This is a genomic window from Microbulbifer sp. JSM ZJ756 (assembly GCF_044383805.1).
Lineage (GTDB): Bacteria > Pseudomonadota > Gammaproteobacteria > Pseudomonadales > Cellvibrionaceae > Microbulbifer > Microbulbifer zhoushanensis.
In genome coordinates this window covers 392043-411203 of the sequence record NZ_JBISER010000002.1, presented here as the reverse complement: position 1 = coordinate 411203, position 19161 = coordinate 392043, and the positions used below count along the sequence as shown (strand labels likewise).

Here is a 19161-nt window from a genome sequence, read left to right as displayed (position 1 = left end):
GAGGCGCCGCCATGGCGAAAGCGTTCAGCGACAACATTCTGGACCGAACAGGGGCCGACCTGGAAGAAGCCTTCGAACGGGCGCGTATCCGGCACAAGGCACGCAGAGAGGCCGCGCAGGAGGCGACGGCCCGGGCTGCCCGCTGGGGCGGATTCGCGAGAGACCCGGGATACACCGACACACTGGTCTGGCGATCAATTTCACTGGCGCAGGCCCAGGGCACTGCAGAAAGCGCAACAGAGGAATTGGATGATGCCCACGCGACCATGAAGCGGCTCTCCACCCGATCCGACACTGAGGAAGCGCGTGTCTTCGGCCATGTCGAGTCACCGACCGGCGGCGGCGAGGCAGACCTGATCGATTCCAGCGGCTGCATCATCGCTACCTCGCCGATCGACAGGCTCGGCTACTTTGCCATCGTGGCCGAAGCGACGGGGGAGTCGGCGCGGATCGAGATCCGGGACGCCCAGGGGCAGCTCGCCGTACTCGACGGTCGCCCACTGGAACTGACCCCGGGGCTGATGGTAAAGCGCGATTTCACCACCGGTCGCTGCGGCAAAGTGGAACCCAGGCCGGACCAGCCGTCTGAGGAGGTGGTAATGCCCGACCTTATCGGCAAGACCACCAAAGATGCAAAGGCGACGCTGGGCGAGCTTGGCGACTTCCGCATCAGCTACGACGAGAGCCACTCGGACAATGCGCCTGCGGAGACGGTCATCACCCAGGCGCCCGATCCCGGTCGTACCCTGGCACCGGGCGGCCTTGTGCTTCTCGGCATCTCCCTGGGTCCCGAACCGGAACAGGCCATGCCCGACCTGATCGGGCGGACCGAAGAGGAAGCCCGCAAGGCTCTCACCGACCTGCAATATTCCGTAGTGCAGTTCGCCCAGGTAGTGGACCGTAAAAATGCGGGCCGCGTGGTCGAGCAGAGCCCGGAAGCGGGTGCCGCCGTCGGCGAGAACACTGAAATCAAGCTTTGCATGGGCGTTGCCGCCCGGCTGATGCCCGATCTCGTGGGCCGGACCCGCAAGGAAGCCCTCGAAATTCTCGTGCCGGACTACATCGATGCCCCGACAACCCATGAGAAACCCAGTGACGGGCCCACCGCGGTCGTCCTCGAACATGACCCCAAAGCGGGCGAAGCCGTCGGCGATGCGGGGGTAACACTGGTCATCTCGGTCAAGCAGGCGGAAGAAGGTAACGGCCTCTCGATGCCGGACGTGATCGGCAAGAGGCACAAGGATGCCCATACTATCCTGCGCCGCGCCGGGATCGAAAAAATCGAAACCGTTACCAGGCCCCACGACGGGCCTGAGAAGGTGGTTATTGACCAGAGCCCCGCGGCTGGCGAGAAAACCGGGAACAGCGCGACCATCGTGGTCTCTGCAGCACCCGAACCACCGAAAGAGGATGCGGAGAAACCTCCCATCATGCCCGACATCACCGGGAAAACCCGGGCACAGGCGCTCAAGCTGCTCAAGGCAGAGGGTATCGGGGAACCTGAATTTGATGAGGACGCAGCCAGGCGCAGGGGGGCACGGGTGCGCAAGCAGACCCCGGCCGCCGGCAAGCCCCTGAAAAAGGGTCAGCGCGTCAAGCTCATGTTCGCGAAGCCCAGGTGAGATGGAACAGACGCAGGCAAAGAAGCAGACAGCCGATGCTCCCGAGGCCACCCGGTCCCGGCGCACCGAGGTGCCTGCCGACGCCGCCGCGACGGCCCAACGGCAATCCCATCAGCCGGTGTATATCGAGCCCCGGAACACCAGCTTCGAATCCGAGGCGCGCCATGCGGCGAAGCGCTTCGGGAGCCAACCGGTAGACCTTGCCCCCAGCCCCTTCTCGGCATCGGGCCGCCGGGCGGAACTGGGACCCGACCTTTCCCGCAAACTGGTAGACCGGGTGGACCAGGGCGGCCGCCCGCTCCCCAGTGGAACCCGCGACCAGATGGAGCGTCACTTCCACAGGAAGCTCGACAGTGTCCGCATTCACGACGATCCGGTAGCGGCCGAAGTCGGTAACGCCATCGATGCCCGGGCCTTCGCGCTGCGCCGCCATATTTTCTTTCGCGACGGCTTCGCAGCGAGCGACCCCCGGGACCTGCGTGTACTCGCCCACGAACTAATGCACGTCCTGCAGCAGTCCCAGGCCGCGAGCGAGGGTTATGTTATCCAGCGCGACGATCCCGGTGATGTCGAGGTCAGTGAAACCTGGGAGGGTGAAGGCAGCGATCGCGGCTTTATCCTCGACTTTGCCCAAAGTCCAAGCCTTTTCACCATGCCGAGGCTGGAGTTGCCGAAGATCAACGGCAAGATCAAGGGCAAATCCCCACTGCGGGGTATTACGACGGACAAGTTAATTTCGGGCCGTGACTTTGAATACGTAACCCACTCTGAAGAACGCGATACCGCGCAACGCCGGCTGTGGACGCAACATGTCAGCGAAAACAAGGATGAAATCGAAGCGGCCATCGAGTCCTTTATCCCCAACCCCGCTTCAGAGAGCGACCGTGATCCGGTCTACTACCTGAAAGTCCGCGCAACGAACCAGATACTGTCCGGAACCAAGGCCCAGCTTCTGGCCCGGGACGAATTGCTGATCCCAAACTGGAATAAAAAGGGCAAGGCAACCTTCTATCACGTCGACCACTACCGCGAGCACCAGCTGGATGGCCCCGATTCGATCGAGAACGTCTGGCTCCTGGAAGGGTCCGCAAATACATCCTCCGGGTCCCAGATCAGGAATACGGTCCTGGCAGAGATCAATGACCTGTTCCGCCGTGCGCGAGAGGACAATTTCTTCCAGGGCCGTAACGAAAACCGCGACGTGCTGCGCTTCTCCCGCACACCGCGGGGACAGGCCCTGCATTTCAACCGCGTCGCGGGTGGTGACGAGGTGGCCGCTGATGTTGACACCTGGACGGTGGACGAAATCATCGCCGCCAAGCACATCAAGTTCGGACAGCGGCGGCTGCTTCAGGCGGTGCCCCTCGACGAGTTGCAAGAACTGGGACTCGCCGCAAAGGGCGATGGAAGCGCACCGAGTACGGTGCTCTGGTTTCTCGGCAAGGAGAGCGGGTTCTACCGGCGGGTCGATGTCTCGGATCTCGCAAACCCAACCTATCGCGGCCAGCCCCTGGGCGCCAAGGACGACGATTTCTTCAAGAACTTCCGCATAGAATCGGCAACGATCCAACAGGGGCTTGATCCTCAGGCCCTCGAGCCGGATCAGGAGGTCGGCGCAATCACGGGCCGGGTCCGGGGCGGCGTCGGTACCTATTACGACCGCGATACCAAACAGAAAGTTAAAGGCGACAGGATTGTCGTAGGCGCCGATATCAGGCTCCCGCTGCGTTTCGATCGCCGCTACGGCTATGGAGCCTACATCGACCGCAGCGAGGTTCGCGAGGCATTGATGGGCGCACGGGCGAGGCATGCGGAACTTAAAGGTGCAAGCCCCCTCGAGCTGAGCGAAGCCGGGTTGAGCGACGCCTGGGCGATGGAGCTGTCGGCGACGCTGACCTCGACCCACCCCATGTTCGATGGCTTCCAGGCTACCGTCGGACTCACGGAATATGGGATCGGCCTGGATGTCGACATCCCCACTGACCAGCTGGACTTTGGCTTCTTCCAGGTCACCGAGGCGAATATAGCGGTCGCCATGGGCGACGAGGGATTACTCTTCCGCGGCGCCGCCGCCTTCGAACTGGACCAGATCGGCAGTGGCACCGTGATTGCCACAGGCACCGCGATCGAGGGCAACTTCGATTTCGACTTTGATTTCGTCGACCCGGCCTTCATCACCGTCCGCTACGAGGACGAGGCATGGAGCTTCGATGGCGAGCTGGGTATCACCGAAGGCGTTGTCCCCGGCCTGCAGTCCGGCACGATCCACGTGGGCATCGACGAGGAACAGAACTTCCTCTTCGACGGTGAGGCAACCGTGCAGCTGCCCGGCCAGTCCGAGCCTGCCACCATCGAGATCGGCTACAGCGAAGAGGAAGGCATCTCGATCGGTGGCACGGTCACACTGGACACCTCAGCCTGGCCAGCGGTCGAGAACGCAACGGTGACGGTGAACGTGACCTACGACCCCGAAACCAGCGCCTGGGCGCTGGGCGGCACCGGCTCGGCCGATTTCGCCATCCCGGGGGTGACCGGCACACTGGACGCGACCTTCGATAACGGCGGTTTGATCCTGCGCGGCGAGGGCGACCTGGCGATCGGCAATGCGACCGGCACCTTCGACTTCGCCATCGGCAACTATCCCGTCACCGAGGAGGGCGAGTTCGACCAGTCAGGTGACCCGATCGATACCTTCGAAGCCTGGGGTGGTGGTTCTATCTCGATCGAGTTCGGCCCCTACCTCACCGGCACCGTCGGCGTCCGCTACACCCCCGACGACGAGATTGTCCTGTCCGGCGGCATCGCCCTGCCCCCCTCGATCACCCTCTTTGAGGCCATCGAGCGCGACCGGGACCTGGTGACTTTCCCCAGGGTCGAGTTCCCGATCTTCGGGGTAACCATTCCCGTCGTTGGTTCGATCGGTGTTTTCGGCTTTATCGGTGGTGGCCTGCGCGGATATGCGACGATCGGGCCCGCCACCCTGGACGACAGCCACGCTGACATCGAATACACGCTCGGCGATCCGGATTCGGCCGTGATTCACGGTGAGAGCCACCTGAACTTCGGCATGGATGCTGGTATCGAACTGGATATTGGCGGCGGTCTGGGGGTTGGGGCCGCGGTTGCCGACCTGACTGGCGAAGTAGGCATCACTGCTGCGCTGGATTTCGAGGTGGATGCCGGTGCCGACCTGGCTCTGGACTGGACACCACTGGCAGGACTGTCACTGGAACTCGACCTGGAAGGATCCTTCACGCCGTCTTTCCGGGTCGGCGTCTACGGCCAGGTCGCCGCCAGTGTGGCACTCTACGGCGAAGTGTGGAGCGAGCGCTGGGATGAAACGCTGGCCTCGTTCGGCTCGGGCCTCGAAGTCTCCATCTTCCAGCCCGCCAGCTGGGACGAGGAAAACGGCCTGCAGCTCGACTTCTCTGACGCCGAATTCACCTACCCCGACATTGACGTCCGCGAACTCGCCGGGGATATCATGGAACGGATTGTCTAGCGTCGGTCGCTGTATGCCCCTGGGTGCCAAAGCTGTAATCAAGCCAGGACTGGTGGAAAGCCAATTCTGGGGCAGAGTGGCCATGCCCTTTAAGGCGAAAAGGGCCGTCAGTGAATATACTCAATGGCAGTCAGGGAAAATCCGCTCCAAGGAGAATAAATTCAACGCCAGAACCTGATTACACCTGGAAGCATTCCTGATCAGGGCATTCGAGGTTGTTGAACGGGGCAGGAGCAAAACCCTGTCTTACAATGCTATATCCCACGTACAGCAATTCCTGTACTCTGAAGTTTTCCGCGCCACTTGAGGGATGCATGACCAGCGATCTCGTCGATGCACAGGTATCACCCGTAGGACAGTTCGACATTCTGTCCAAGTATGAAATCAACAAGCTTACGGACGACAGCCGCGGCCCCCAGTACCAGATTTTCCGCAACTGCTCCCTGGCCGTTCTCAATAGCGGCGGCTTTATGGACGACGGCAAGGAACTGCTCGAGAGGTACTCCGATTTCGACATCTCGGTTATCCCGACCGAGCGCAGTGTCAAGCTCAATGTCCGCAACGCCCCGGGGATCGCCTTTGTCGATGGCAAGATGATTCGCGGGATCAGCGAACACCTGTTTTCCGTGCTCCGCGACATTATCTATGTCAACAGTGAAATTACCGGCGATCCCCGCTATGACCTGGTTTCTGCCCAGGGTATCACCGACGCGGTGTTCCATATCCTGCGCAATGCCGGCACCTTTGACCGGTCTCGCTCCCCGAGGCTGGTGGTCTGCTGGGGTGGGCACTCCATTTCATCGGAGGAATACGACTACACCAAGCAGGTGGGTTACGAGATGGCCCTGCGCTACCTCGATATCTGCACCGGCTGCGGACCCGGCGCAATGAAGGGCCCGATGAAAGGGGCCACCATCGGGCATGCCAAGCAGCGCGACCGGCACGGACAGTACCTCGGCATTACCGAGCCGGGGATTATTGCGGCAGAGGCACCCAACCCGATCGTCAACCAGCTGGTGATAATGCCGGATATCGAGAAGCGGCTGGAGGCTTTCGTACGCACCGGCCATGGCATTGTCGTTTTCCCCGGTGGGGCCGGTACCGCGGAGGAAATCCTCTACCTGATGGGGATCCTCCTGCACGAGGAGAACCGGGAGCAACCCTTCCCGGTCATTTTCACCGGCCCGGCCAGTGCCGCGGACTACTTTATCCGCATCGACCAGTTTATTGCCTCTACCCTGGGCGAGGAAGCCAGGTCACGCTACCAGATCATCATCGACGACCCGGCGGAAGTTGCACGGCAAATGGCGGCCGGTATCCAGCAGGTCAAGGAGTACCGCAAGGCATCCGGGGATGCCTACTACTTCAACTGGCAACTGAAGGTATCCACCGAGTTCCAACGGCCATTTATCCCCACGCACGAGAACATGCATAACCTGGAACTGCATTCCAACCAGGCCCCCTACCTGCTGGCCGCCAACCTGCGCCGGGCCTTCTCCGGCATCGTCTCCGGCAATGTCAAAAACGAGGGTATCTGCAATGTGCAGGAAAATGGGCCCTTCCAGTTACGCGGCGACCCCGAGCTTATGCGCAGTATGGATACCTTGCTGGCATCCTTCGCGAAGCAGCAACGGATGAAGCTGCCCGGCAAGGAATATATTCCCTGCTACGAAATCAGTACCGGGTAAGCCAGGCTGGCCGACGGCCATTCCGGGGCCTCTACTGCACAAACCGGCAATAAAAAGCCAGCCCGCTATCCGGGCTGGCCCTGACTCGGGACCCGCAGCTACCGGGGTCCCCTTCTCTCTCACTTCCTAACGAAAAGTTTACGCCTCAATCCAGGGACTTCAGGATCTCCACATGGTCCAGGTACATCGGATTGATATCCTTCAGGGTGAACATCCCGGTTACATCCAGGTGGTCCCAGCCGGACTTTTTGCCCATATGCTGCCATACGCCGGGTACGGGCAAGCCGTTGTAGTCCTGGTAAGGGGCACCCATCGGCGCCACCATGCTGTTGGTGTTCACCACGCTGTCATTGGCGAACCAGCTGGCATCCACGCCCAGGTTGCTGTTCTTGTACTGCCCCATAAACAGGGACTGCGGCATAAACGGCAGGAAGGTGGAAGCAACAGGGTACTGCTTTTTCGTGAACAGTCCCTTGAAGGTGGACTGGTTCGAGAAAGAGAAGTAGTACACATCCGGGTAAGTGATGGCGCCACCATAGATATAGGGCGCACCCTCCGCACTCAGGTCATAGAGGGACGTATCCAGCGAGTCCTCCCACAGGCGGTGGTCCTTCACGCGCAGGAAGTAGTCATCCCAGCTCTCCCCGGACTGCCGTGTCAGCGCCCACTGGTCCAGCTTCAGGTCGTAGATCACGTTCTCGCCACTGACCAGCCCCGCCGCGCGGTAAATGGAGGTCACCAGCTGCTCGGTAATATCCAGCGGGTTGAAGAACTCGGTGAGTGTGGTGCCGTTGTGGGGCGTGGAAACCGTGGTGATGCTGTGCACCCAGTTCCTGCCGCCCTCGAACACACTGCCGGATTCGTAGTTCTCCTCCGGCGAGCCGTCCCGCAGAAGCTTGAGCAGTACACGGGCCGTCTGGCCGCCCTGGCTGTGGGCAATGATGTGGATCTTGCTGGAGGCATCCCAGTCCGGCAGCAGCCCGCTGAAACAGCGGCCAAACTGGCTGTGCCCGTGGGTCGCGGCATGGGTTGCCCCATAGTTCACACAGCCGCCCTTCAGCTGGTAGTAGGCCTCTACCGCCCGGTCCCAGTTGGAACTGAGCGGCCCCACTGCCAGGGTCACGGTGTCGTGCCCCTGGGACTTCAGGACTTCCTGCAGGTCCCGCTTGCCCTTCCAGCCACCGCCCCAGTACTTGAAACCGAACAATTCATTGCGGCCCCAGCCGGCAAAGCCGTGCAACAGGACAACGGTTTCATTGTTGGCAACCTGCGCTGCCGCATAACTGGCTGGGGTTGATAGAGGCTGTAGCTCAAAGACCTGGTTGTTGTCGTAGTTGCAGGTGTATTGCTCCAGTTTCTGGTAACCGGAACTGAACGGGCTGTTGTTCACATCCAGGCACTGGTAGCTGGACTTGGGCCGTATTACGTAGCCGGAATCGTAGGGCACAAAGCGGAAAAGCTGGTTGTCACTGCCAAAGCCCTCGCCCTGCTCGATGGCCGCGCCGGCGGCGCCGGCAAAATCCCGCACCGACAGTGAAAGGCCACTGTTGGTGTTCTGGATCTTGTAGTAGCCGTCGGCCTGGTGAACCAACTCGAAGGTCTGCGCACTGGTACCGTTACAGGAGTACTGCTGCAACTGGGTGCCCGTGGATGTGCTGGACCCGGGTACATCCAGGCATTTGCCACTGTGACGGGCGACAATATTGTAGATGCCGTCCTGCACCGCGGCCGCGTAGACCACTGGCTCCAGCGTCCACTTCTGGTTATCACCACCATGCTCGTCCCAGAGATGGATGTCGGCGCCAGCATTCATTGAGACATCGGAGACATCGATCGGCTTGTTGCCCGACAGAATGCTTTTGATAAAAAACTCGCCGTCACCGGTGCCCTCGACCAGGAAGCGCTGGTTATTGCCCTGGTTGCAGCTGTATTGCTGCACTGGAGTGCCATTGCCGCTCTGGCCCCAGTAGATGTCGACACACTTGCCGCTGTTGACGTTGATGATCTCGTACTGCCCGCCACCGGCGTAAACAAAGTCGAACTGCTGTGCGGCGGTGCCATTGCAGCTCCACTGCTGAAGCTGCCTGCCATTGGCGGTACTGGACGAGGGAACATCCAGGCACAGGCCCGAGTGCACTGCCCTGGCCGTATACCTGCCGGGTGCCAGGGTGCGCTCGCCGTCGATGGTGGGGTCGATGGCAAAGGTCTGCTGCGGTGAGCCGGTACAGGACATCTGCACCAGCCGCGCCCCGTCACCCTGCGATGCACCCGAGAGCTCGACGCACTTGCCCGAGTTGCGGTTGCGCAGGATATAGCCGCTGCCGTTTCTTTGCGGCAGGAAGTGCTGGGAGCCATAGTCGTACCAGCTATACTGCACCACAGCCGCGCCGTCCGATTTCGAGCCGGACTGCACCCGCATGGCCTTACCGCTGTTTACGTTGACGAGCCGGTAATAACCGTCGCCCACCGAACTGATATCGAAATTCTGCACCGCCGAGCCCGAGCAGCCGGCCTGCTCCAGCTGGATGTTACTGGAAGTGCTGCCGCCGGGCACATTGACACATTTGCCACTATGGGAAAGCGTCAGCGTGTACCTGTCCGCGGGTAAATTGGATGCGTTGGCAACCAGGGGCAGCTGGAGGAAAAACAGGGAAATGATCCCGAGGTAAACGGGGGTAAGTCTCTTCATCATGCGCCGAACCTCATTCTCTCTGTGAACTTGATTTGGCAACACGTCAACGATCAATTGAAAGGAGAACTACATACCTTTGAGGCTGGCCGGCGAATCGAGAAATTGACTAAGGCAATACGATACCCTGGACATACAGCGGTATGCCGGCGTTTGATGATGATTTGGCGTGTTGTCGCTGATTTTTATTGGGATAAATTTATTATTTTTAAAACTTATTATTTTTGACATCACAGCCATGGAGGATCACCCAAATGGCTGAGTGAAAGATTCTAGTCACGAAAGTGAAACAGAGTAAACAGCAAAAAAGTGACCGTACGTCCCCTGAGAAGCAGCGCACAAAAGAGGCGCATACTGGCGTACCAGTCCTGTATCCAGCGCATGCCACTTTCATACCTGGACCAACAATTCAGGGGACGTTAACGGCAAAGCAGCACGGGAAAGCGGGTGGAAATAAAAATTCGGGCCAGCCCGTAAGCATCGAGAACGGTAACCCGAGGCAAACCTTACCCCGAAGACGTCTCATTATGCCGACGTCACGGGTTGGAAAAAGCGCATTTCTTCTTCCTTCTGGTGGAAGCTAATACGACGGGAAAAGCATTATCTCCCGTCGATTTGCCAACCCTGGCATCTATCCTCGATACCAGCTATCAAGCCGGGTCGAGCTGGGAGCGCCCCGAACCCTGGGTGACTAAGCTCCGCTTGACCACTTAAGGCCGATAAAACCAGCGACGAGAAAGCACAGGCTGACTACCTTGATCACCGATGTGACTCATGAAATACCACAACACCCACGACAACCGCCCCCACCATGCCGATTCCAACCCAGACTGCATAGGCGGATCCCAGGGGTAGCGAGCGCATCGCGATACTGAGGAGGCAGAAGCTGGCAGCCATGGCGGCCACCGTTGCCAGGGAAGGTATTGGCCTGGTGAAGCCCTCGGTGTATTTGAGCCCTGTTGCCCAGGCCACTTCCAGTAAACCAGCGAGGATAAGGATCAACCAGTTCATACGGCACCATTTGATTACGGGGCCTTCCCCACTGATTAACGATCATCCCAGGGTCCTCCCTGGGACTGCATCGGACACTAGCGCGGCAAAGTCATGTTAGACAGGTTAAAAACCGTTAATGGCCTCTGCAAAAGAGCCCCATCTCCCCCACAACCATTTTTCCCCCTGTTATTGCCTGTATTCTGTGCCCCATTACCCGCATATGTTTCTGTCGCTCCGCCGATGTGACCGATCGGTCAATTTGCTGAGTGAGACATACTGCCGCCCAAGAACTGGTATAGTTCACATATTCTCACCACCCGGGTGCAGGTGACGGCTAACTATAAATAGAAGGAGAGCCCTCCCGTTGATTACCAAGGCCAAAGGCATATTGCGGCACACCGCCAACGGTCTACAGGCACATTTTGCCCGGTTGTTACCCCGCCGTATCCCGATTGCGCTCAAACTGGCACTGGTCATGACCCTGCTGCTGGTGTTGGGGATGACGAGCCTGGGCCTGTTTATCAGCGATAACCAGAACCGCCTGATCCGCACACAACTGCATGAGTTCGGCAACACCATGGCGCTGCAGCTGGCCAAACTGGCCGGAGAACCGATTCTGTCGGAGAACGACCTGAACCTGCGCATGCTGACCGCCAACCTTGGCCTGGACGAGAAGATCCTGGGGGCGGGTATTTACGCACGCGACGGCGAGCTGCTGTCGGCCAGCGGCATCCAGCCGGACCTGACCGGCTCCCCTCTCGAGGCCGCCGGGCCTTTCGCAGCCGCCGGGGTCATAGCCCGGCCCTGGTTCCGGGACACGGCCGACGGCTCCCCGGAGCGGTTGATCAGCTTTATCGCCCCGGCCAACTACCTGGACGTCCGGGTCGGCTCGGTGGTGGTGACCCTGTCCGCGTCGCAGATGGACCAGGCCGCAGCCCGGGCCCGCGATGCGATCATCTATGCCACCCTGGCCATGACCCTGCTGGCGTCCCTGCTGGCCTACTGGCTGAGCCGGCGCCTGTCGCTGCCGATCCACCACCTGATGGAGGCCACCCAGGCCATCGACCGCGGCGACTTTGGAACCCGTATCGAACAGCAGCGCAATGACGAAATCGGCTACCTGTTCGAGGGCTTCAACAATATGGCGGCCGGACTGCTGAGAAAATCGCAGGTCGAGCAGGTCTTCTCCCGCTATGTGTCGAAGAACGTTGCCGACAAGGTACTGGCCAACCTGGACGAAATCCGGCTGGTGGACCGGCCGATCGAGGCAACGGTGCTGTTTGCCGATATTACCGGCTTTACCGCCATGTCCGAAAAGCTGGAGCCTTGCCAGGTTTCCGAGCTGCTGAACGAATACTTCTCGTATATCTCCCGGGCCTGCTCGATGTATGGTGGCGTGGTCGACAAGTTTATTGGCGACTGTGCGATGCTGGCGTTCGGGGTGCTGGAGGAAGATACCGACCACACCTTCAACGCGATCAGCTGTGCGGTGTTGATCCAGCAACTGGCGGTACAATTAAACGAGCAGCGCCGCGCCGATGGCCGGCCCGAAGTGCATTTCCGCATCGGCATCAACTCCGGTGCCATGCTGGCCGGCAACCTGGGCTCCGACGAGCGGATGGAATACACCGTGGTCGGCGACGCCGTCAACCTGGCCTCCCGCCTGTGCAGCGAGGCCCGGGCGGACCAAATCATTATCCGGGAACAACTGTTCACCATGCTTGAGCCACGCATTATCGCCCGGTCCGAGCGGACAATCCCGATCCGCGGCAAGTCGGCCCCGGTGGGAATCTATTCCGTGCAGGATATCCATCACAACGACCAGCATCTTCTGCAGGCTAACCTGCAGAAAATACTGAAGAGCCGGCCCCGTAAACAGGACCGGAAGGCAGCCAGCCATGCTTGATCGCCGCCTAGCGCTTGTTTGGTTCTTGCTAATGCCGCTGCTGCCGGCCTGTAGCCTGCTGCCGCCACAGCAGCAGGCGCAGGAAGGTTTGCCAGCCGACACACTGCAGCAGGCCCAACAGCAGTCCGCCGAACTCGGCCAACTGCAGGAGCTGGTTACGGCGACGCCAGCCCAGCAGCAAAAAATCAGGCGTTTGCAAAGCAGCCTGCAGCAGTTCGAGCGCAACGCAATCCGCGCCGCGAGCCACCTGGAGAAACAGGACAACTGGCATGGCGCCGGGAAGGTATTGCAGGCAGCTACAGAGGTACTGCCAGGCAGCCAGGCACTGGTCAGCGCACGGCAAGAATTTGCAGAGCGACGCCAGCTGCACGAGCAACGCCTGCGGATGGAGCTGGCCATCCACCGTGGCGAACAGTTGCTGAAAGACGCCGAGGCCTATGAGCGCCTGCGGCAGCTCAATGGCCCCGGTGTGATGACCTGGCTGGAACAGAAGAACTTTCTCCGCCAGTGCCGCGGGTCGGCCCAGGCTCTACAGGAGCATGCGCAACTGGCCCTGCAGCGAGAGGACTATACCCAGGCCCAGCGTGGCTTGAAGGTGGCACGGCGCCTGTACGGCCATGACCTCCTGCAGGATAAGGCGCAGCGGGAAAACATCGACCAGGACCTGGCCCGGGCCAACCGCCAGCTGCGCCAGGCGAGACGCCAACCGACCAGGCGCCCCCCGGAAAGGGACAACAAAGCCCTGGTCGCGGAATTACAGCAGGCCCTGGAAGCCGGTGACCTGGCGGGTGCACAGCAGCGCCTTAACAAACTGCAGCAACAGTCGCCGCAGGAACCGCAACTGCCATCCCTGCAATCACAGCTCCAGGCGCAGCTGAACGCCCGGGTCAAAACCGCGATCAAACGGGGCAATGACCTGTACAGTGAGGGCAAGATCGAGCGTGCCGTGGAAACCTGGCGCGAAGCCAGGGCCCTGGACCCGGACAATGCGGAATTGCTGACCAATATCGCCAGGGCCGAAAAAGTACTGGAAAACCTGAAAGCCCTGTCGTCACCGCCCCGGGCCAAGCCTTAGGAGCGGTGTTCCGGATTCCGGGTTATTGGTTTACCATTAAGAAAAAATGACCCATTGATTGTTTCCAGGTGAACCGATTGGTTACCGGGAAACTATTGAGCAAACCGGGTTTCGTGTCATAACGTCCCTGTGACCCGGGTTACTCTTGCGATGCCTGTAATCTTTGGGTGTCCTGTTTTTTCCAAAATTCAGAACAGCCGATTTTGCTGCATCATGCGGCCGCCAAGGACGAACAATGCTTAATTTCCTGCTCTGGCTCTTACTTCTTATTCTCTGCTGGCCACTGGCGCTGCTTGCACTCGTCGCATGGCCATTCATCTGGCTACTGTCATTGCCGTTCCGCCTCGTCGGCATCACCTTCGAGGCAATATTTGCCTTCCTGCGAGCAGTACTGATGCTGCCGGCGCGAATCCTGGGGCAAAAGCCGGCAGCTTGAGTTGCCCACTTGGGCCAAGCCCCTTTCGCGATCCGGGCATTAACGCTGTTTTGACTCGCTTCTTCCAGGGCCGTTATGCACTTGCCCCTCCCTGTCAATGTGACATCAAAACTACCGGAGCAGATCCATGATCTCCCATACCACCCTCGGGACAAACAACCTCGAAAAAGCAGAAGCGTTTTACGATCAGTTGCTTCCCCTGCTGGGCGGAACGAAAGTAATGAAAACTGACAGGGTGATTTTTTTCTCTTTCAAAAATCACGAAGCCAAGCTAGCGATATCAAAGCCTTTTGACGGCGAACCCGCAACAAACGGGAATGGCACAATGGTTGCCTTTTCAGCGGAAAGTGATGAAACGGTCAGCGCGGTCTACGCAAAAGCGATATCGTTGGGCGCCACTGATGAGGGCGCACCAGGACCAAGACTTGACGGCCTTTATTTCGGTGCGTACTTCAGGGACCTGGACGGCAACAAACTTGCAGTGTTTCACCGCCCAGCATAAAAGTACTGCAATAATCACAACCACCCACTTCGGAGGAGTTCGGGAAACCATGGGAATCTACAGCCGGCACTTCGAGAGCTGTTTTAAAAGCCCGTTGAGCTAAGCAGACGCTGTTCGCAGCGCCTGTGATCGACTCGGAAAGCGCTGGGTTCATGGCATTCGAGAATGCGATCGTTTCCTTTCACTGCCCGCGACATAGGCCCTTCCCACCTGAGACAGCGCTACCCGTAATGCCTATGCACCCTTCCTGCACCAGAAGAGGCCGCCTTGGTGCGTAAAGCCACAATTCAAGCCTCCCTCCCCAGTTAGCCCTCTAACCGGCGTCACTCTCGCCTTGAGGAAAGCTCGTGAGCTCGACATCCCTAGTCGGTGGGCGTCCGTTTTATTTATGCTCTATTTTTTGTCATTTCATTTTACTCTTACCACGTACCCTTCATTCTCCCTACTTGCCATAAAACAAAAATGAATGCGGCCGGAAAAGAGATAGTTGCCAAAATAGCCAGAGCTCTACCTCTTTCCTGGAACTTTCTTGTCGCCATATTTAACGCTTCATCGTAGCGCTTCCATCGATTACCACTGAGCAATATCCAATGGTTAATACCATAGAGAGCAAAAGATGAAGGAACAATCACTAAAGCCGGATGAAATGAAAAGTTAACGCCAATATCAAGAACTGCAAAAAGATAAGCTGTCAACCCGATAAGGATAATCGCCTCCAAAAAACATAGCGTAATTATAGCTTTGCTTTCATAAAGCCAGCCTGAGGGACCATTCTTAAAAAAACGTCTGAGATAACAATAGTAATAAAAATATATTGAAGAAATATTCATACCACCTTAAACCAACGCTCATTCTATATGGGTTACAGTAACCCCCCAAAGACTACCCGATTAGCAGTTGTAGCTGGGCCGCGCCCAACCATTGCAGCTGCCCAGCCGACCGGATAAATTAAATCCAGCAAGTCGGTTCAGACCACTCTTTTTGCGAATTACACTCCTAAGCAAATAAGCGCCGAAAGTCGGTCCAGCCTCACTTATTTTCAAATCAGTGCCTGCATAAATTTCGCTTTTAAGCAGGGCCTAACCAGACAATAAAAGAGCGCCATAGAGCAAACAACTAGCACATCGATGACCAACGGCTCGTCCAACCTAAGAATCCAGAATACAGGAATAAAGACGCCGAAGGGCAGCCAAAAATTATACGAAAATCTCATCGAAGAAGGCCGCTCTTGCCTAAAAATAGAACAAACCAAAAGGTCCACTATCAGCAGAAAAGCCCAATAATACAAAATTTGTATAAATGTTAATGACCCAATCCAGGCTAAACCATCATCCAAAGTTAATATCTCTTACTCTCAGCAGTTACGGTATTTACGGATTTATTAGTTGTTGAGGCAACGTTAATAATCACGCCCACAGCTGTCATATTCTACTTGACTACTCGAGAAGCAGCTAAACCCGGCACAGGCACTACCCCGAACAGTGCTTCGAGAACTGTTCCAAAAGCCTGGTGAGTAGTGCCCACACTGTACGCGGCGCCTGTGAGCAGCTCAGCAAGCGCTGGTCACACGACATTCGCGATTGCGAGCGAGTCCTTTCAGCGCCAGCCACCTGGACTTCCCTTCTTACGCTGCCTTGCCATGACACCGATACGGCTCTTCTGTGCCTGCAAGAAGGATATCTAGCTTGATATCTTCAGTTGGTGGGTGTCCTTTTTATTTTCTCTTTTTATCATTTTTCACACAGCCTTGTTCTCAGAAACTTCACCCATTAAATGTAAAGTAGGAAAGAAAAAACAAAGTGAGAATTACAAGCAAAAGACTTAGTATTCCTCCAAGATACTCGGAGGAATTACTTAAAATTGACTTTCTCTCAACCAAAAACTCCTCGCTACGACTCCGAATAGAGAAGAGAGCATAGTTTATCAACAATACTACAAGAAATACGATTACCGCCAAAAACTTACTAACACCAGAAAATACCAACTCCCAGCGCCCCAGCATATGGACAAGCAAAATCCCATTAACAAAAGCAACAATCTCAAAAAAAGAAAGAGTTAAGCAGGCATAGTAGTGATTATGCCTGCCCATACCATTGACCTTTTGAGAGAGAGCATAAAATTTGAAATAGAAGAAATTAAGCATATTTCTTACTAACAGTTTTCAGTGCCCAGCATAAAAAGTCCACCCCGGGCTTCACAGTATAATCATACACATCGGTAACATATTTCATAGCTGCCGATGTTCCGCCATAGCTCACAGCAGCAACTCCTCCCACAGTCCCCCAACAAACCCTACCACACCAAATGTCAGATCGACACCAGCATTAAATATACCAAAGCCGTTCCCTTTACTTATTGCCTGGCCGCCTCCCCAAAGTGATATAGCGGTTCCAGTATAAAGAAGCCCGCACTTGCATGCTTTATCGCCTGGAAGCTCTTAGAGGACGCCAACGTCTTTGCAAAAGCAAAAAGAGTCCACTTATTCGCCCAAATATCATCAATACCATTTACACCACCGCGACTCACGAGCGAAGTAATAGCCGCTAATCCAAACAACTGGGTGAAACTGAAGATAGTGGACACTCACTAAACATAACGGGTGCGCGCCAGGGGAATAGAGCTGCTTACGGGCACGGGCAAAATGCTGCACACACACCCATACCGCGTTCCGAGAGATGGCAAGAGCGCGTAAAACCCTCACCTGCCCCAGCACCACTCCATACTGACACTGCGTCTCACGCTGTGTACGGCGGGCATTCCTGTGCGGGCGGGATGGTCGTACCGGACAGTGCTTTGAGCATCGACGGCAATGGATTGAGGACCGCATGTTGGAGCTAGGGCGGGTTTTTGCTCTGGATACCTGCGCCTACACGGTAATGAGCAATCACTACCATGCGGTCCTGTACATCAACTCGGCGGAGGCGGACAGCTGGAACCTCCACGAAGTGGTGGAGCGCTGGCATCGGCTGTACAAGGGCTCCGTGCTCTCCCAGCGCTTTCTGCGCAGCGAAACTCTGGGATCTGCAGAGTATGCCCGCCTCTCGGAGGTCGCGAAGGGCTGGCGTACAAGACTTGCCGATATCAGTTGGTTTATGCGTTCCTTCAACGAGTCCATCGCCCGCGAGGCCAACCGGGAGGACCGGTGTAGCGGTCGCTTCTGGGAGGGACGCTTCAACTTCCTGGCATTACTTGGCAAGAGGGCCCTGGCAGCCTGTATGGCTTAGTGAACCTGGACGCTATCCGGGCCAGGATGGCGAGCACACCGGAATCGCCAGCCCACACGGCCATCAAGTGACGCATTTCGGGGGCTGAGGACGGCATCCAGGCAAAAGCAGACTTCCTCCCCCCATTGAGATACCCTTTTACCCTCAAGTTCGCTAGCGGTACCAGGATCAAGCGGCAGTCCCCCGGCAATAGGGAAAATGCATGAAATTTCTTGTCCGCACCCTGCTGGTGCTCATCGTTGCATCGACGGCCTTCGTCGCCTACAGCTTCTATATCTCACGCCCCACGGTGGATATCGCCTGGGACGCTGGGCGGCCCCAGGTTATCGCAGACCCGGCAGCAGCACTGACGTTTGCACGTACAGCCTCGTCACTGATACGGGTCACTCGCCATAACGGCGACACTATCGACGGAATCGACGTTACTGCCGGGCTCGGTGACGCCGGCGACCTCATCGAGGCCTACGCCCGGCTGGGCTACGACGGCCTCGCAGCAGTGACTGGCCCCACGGTGACCGTGCCGCTCAGCGGGCTGACGGTGCCCGTGGACTTCCAATACCCCTATGTGGCGGCCGGCACGAATTACCGGGAGCACGCCGAAGAGGTGTACCTGGACGATCCGCCATTCCTGTTCCCGAAGCTGGCGCGGGCAAGTGGGTGGAACGACCCGGTAAGCTTCCACCCACGCCTCGACTTCGAGGCCGAGATCGCCATGGTTCCACTTGCCGACATCCAGTCACCTGACGACCGCGTGGACTACGCTCTCGTACTCTGCAACGACTTCACCGATCGCTGGACCCTGCTCCGCCAGATCGACCTCGACGCCCCCATGGGCACCACAGGCTTCGCCGCAGCCAAGGGGCGCCCGTCCTTCCTGCCCACCGGCTACCTCTTCGTGATCCCGAGGTCGGCCTCCTTCTACCAAACGATCGCCCTGGAGCTCGCTGTAAATGGCGAGGCACGGCAGCAGTTCCCGGCAGATCAAATGATCCTGGATATCGACGACATCGTCCGCCAGGCGTTCGCCCAGGCCGGACACACCTTTCTAGATGGTGACCAACCTGTAGACCTGCTACCGGCAGGTGGCATCCCACGGGGCACGCTGATTCTGACTGGCACAGGAGCCGGTGTAGCCTTCAAGCCCGCGAACGTGTGGAACCAGGGCTTTTACCTGCAGCGCGCCGACCGCGTGATCACCAGGGCTACCTTTCTGGGACACCTGGAAAACAGGATCGAATAGCGCTAACCGGTTTTTCGCTGCAGGCCACGTGGTTGGGAGCGAGCCCTACCTTTCGACGAGCCCGCGCTAGCAAACTACCACCAATGCTGGGGCGCCTGCAGATAGAGCCCAGGCACAGGCTCTAGCTTAACCCGCACTTTGAGAGCCGGTTCAGGAGCCTGGCGGCTAGCGCCCGCGCTGTTCGCAGCGCCGGTGATCAGCTCGGCAAGCACTGGTCACACGGCCTTCGCGATTGCGAGCGATTCCTTTCCCCGCTGGTTAGCTAGCCCTCCCTTCCCACGCCA

General features: G+C 58.0%; 13 protein-coding genes. 9 read left to right on the top strand and 4 right to left on the bottom strand.

Annotated features, from left to right (window positions below; all coding sequences use genetic code 11):
* Window positions 1-11: 11 nt before the first annotated feature.
* The 3 genes from ACH6CX_RS05805 to ppnN all read left to right on the top strand — a co-directional run bounded on the left by ACH6CX_RS05805 (window position 12) and on the right by ppnN (window position 6812).
* Window positions 12-1622: a PASTA domain-containing protein gene (locus ACH6CX_RS05805; RefSeq protein ID WP_396675148.1), complete on the top strand. Its 1611-nt coding sequence runs from the start codon at window positions 12-14 to the stop codon at window positions 1620-1622.
* 1 nt (window position 1623) lies between these two features.
* Window positions 1624-5124: a DUF4157 domain-containing protein gene (locus tag ACH6CX_RS05800; RefSeq protein WP_237063685.1), complete on the top strand. Its 3501-nt coding sequence runs from the start codon at window positions 1624-1626 to the stop codon at window positions 5122-5124.
* A 314-nt stretch (window positions 5125-5438) separates the two neighbouring features.
* On the top strand, window positions 5439-6812 hold the full coding sequence (ppnN, locus tag ACH6CX_RS05795; protein WP_232941829.1) for a nucleotide 5'-monophosphate nucleosidase PpnN: 1374 nt from the start codon (window positions 5439-5441) through the stop codon (window positions 6810-6812).
* 145 nt (window positions 6813-6957) lie between these two features.
* Here ppnN and ACH6CX_RS05790 read toward each other — a convergent pair whose 3' ends face one another.
* The gene (locus ACH6CX_RS05790; protein ID WP_396675145.1) at window positions 6958-9504 is read right to left on the bottom strand and encodes an RICIN domain-containing protein; all 2547 of its coding nucleotides are present in this window, start codon (window positions 9502-9504) and stop codon (window positions 6958-6960) included.
* A gap of 756 nt (window positions 9505-10260) precedes the next feature.
* Window positions 10261-10512 carry a multidrug efflux SMR transporter gene (locus ACH6CX_RS05785; protein ID WP_305080583.1) on the bottom strand — a complete coding sequence of 84 codons (252 nt, stop codon included), beginning with the start codon at window positions 10510-10512 and terminating at the stop codon, window positions 10261-10263.
* 346 nt (window positions 10513-10858) lie between these two features.
* Between ACH6CX_RS05785 and ACH6CX_RS05780 the strand changes: the two genes are divergently transcribed.
* The 4 genes from ACH6CX_RS05780 (at window position 10859) to ACH6CX_RS05765 (ending at window position 14413) form a co-directional block, all read left to right on the top strand.
* The gene (locus ACH6CX_RS05780) at window positions 10859-12400 is read left to right on the top strand and encodes an adenylate/guanylate cyclase domain-containing protein (RefSeq protein ID WP_396675143.1); all 1542 of its coding nucleotides are present in this window, start codon (window positions 10859-10861) and stop codon (window positions 12398-12400) included.
* Between the two features lie 31 nt (window positions 12401-12431).
* Entirely contained in the window at window positions 12432-13475 is a 1044-nt protein-coding gene (locus ACH6CX_RS05775) for a tetratricopeptide repeat protein (RefSeq protein WP_396675141.1), read from the top strand.
* A 235-nt stretch (window positions 13476-13710) separates the two neighbouring features.
* A complete protein-coding gene (locus ACH6CX_RS05770) occupies window positions 13711-13911 on the top strand; it encodes a hypothetical protein (protein ID WP_232941819.1) in 201 nt (66 codons plus the stop codon).
* A 127-nt stretch (window positions 13912-14038) separates the two neighbouring features.
* Window positions 14039-14413, top strand: coding sequence for a VOC family protein (locus ACH6CX_RS05765; RefSeq protein ID WP_237063689.1), 375 nt, complete (start codon window positions 14039-14041; stop codon window positions 14411-14413).
* A gap of 419 nt (window positions 14414-14832) precedes the next feature.
* On the opposite strand, the gene ACH6CX_RS05760 is transcribed toward ACH6CX_RS05765, so the two are convergent.
* Window positions 14833-15243 (bottom strand): hypothetical protein, encoded by a 411-nt coding sequence (locus ACH6CX_RS05760; protein ID WP_237063690.1) that lies wholly within the window; start codon window positions 15241-15243, stop codon window positions 14833-14835.
* Between the two features lie 932 nt (window positions 15244-16175).
* Entirely contained in the window at window positions 16176-16556 is a 381-nt protein-coding gene (locus tag ACH6CX_RS05755; protein WP_396675138.1) for a hypothetical protein, read from the bottom strand.
* A gap of 682 nt (window positions 16557-17238) precedes the next feature.
* On the opposite strand from ACH6CX_RS05755, the gene ACH6CX_RS05750 reads away from it, so the two are divergent.
* Both ACH6CX_RS05750 and ACH6CX_RS05745 read left to right on the top strand, forming a co-directional pair.
* On the top strand, window positions 17239-17637 hold the full coding sequence (locus tag ACH6CX_RS05750; RefSeq protein WP_396675136.1) for a hypothetical protein: 399 nt from the start codon (window positions 17239-17241) through the stop codon (window positions 17635-17637).
* A 202-nt stretch (window positions 17638-17839) separates the two neighbouring features.
* Window positions 17840-18877 (top strand): fumarylacetoacetate hydrolase family protein, encoded by a 1038-nt coding sequence (locus tag ACH6CX_RS05745; RefSeq protein WP_396675134.1) that lies wholly within the window; start codon window positions 17840-17842, stop codon window positions 18875-18877.
* The last annotated feature ends 284 nt before the right edge of the window (window positions 18878-19161 follow it).

Bases quoted from the DNA above. Each gene is read 5' to 3' on its own strand.
- ACH6CX_RS05800 (WP_237063685.1), top strand. From the start codon at position 1,624: ATGGAACAGACGCAGGCAAAGAAGCAGACAGCCGATGCTCCCGAGGCC.
- ACH6CX_RS05760 (WP_237063690.1), bottom strand. From the start codon at position 15,243: ATGAATATTTCTTCAATATATTTTTATTACTATTGTTATCTCAGACGT.
- ACH6CX_RS05770 (WP_232941819.1), top strand. From the start codon at position 13,711: ATGCTTAATTTCCTGCTCTGGCTCTTACTTCTTATTCTCTGCTGGCCA.
- ACH6CX_RS05765 (WP_237063689.1), top strand. From the start codon at position 14,039: ATGATCTCCCATACCACCCTCGGGACAAACAACCTCGAAAAAGCAGAA.
- ACH6CX_RS05755 (WP_396675138.1), bottom strand. From the start codon at position 16,556: ATGCTTAATTTCTTCTATTTCAAATTTTATGCTCTCTCTCAAAAGGTC.
- ACH6CX_RS05750 (WP_396675136.1), top strand. From the start codon at position 17,239: ATGTTGGAGCTAGGGCGGGTTTTTGCTCTGGATACCTGCGCCTACACG.
- ACH6CX_RS05805 (WP_396675148.1), top strand. From the start codon at position 12: ATGGCGAAAGCGTTCAGCGACAACATTCTGGACCGAACAGGGGCCGAC.
- ACH6CX_RS05745 (WP_396675134.1), top strand. From the start codon at position 17,840: ATGAAATTTCTTGTCCGCACCCTGCTGGTGCTCATCGTTGCATCGACG.
- ACH6CX_RS05790 (WP_396675145.1), bottom strand. From the start codon at position 9,504: ATGATGAAGAGACTTACCCCCGTTTACCTCGGGATCATTTCCCTGTTT.
- ACH6CX_RS05785 (WP_305080583.1), bottom strand. From the start codon at position 10,512: ATGAACTGGTTGATCCTTATCCTCGCTGGTTTACTGGAAGTGGCCTGG.
- ppnN (WP_232941829.1), top strand. From the start codon at position 5,439: ATGACCAGCGATCTCGTCGATGCACAGGTATCACCCGTAGGACAGTTC.
- ACH6CX_RS05775 (WP_396675141.1), top strand. From the start codon at position 12,432: ATGCCGCTGCTGCCGGCCTGTAGCCTGCTGCCGCCACAGCAGCAGGCG.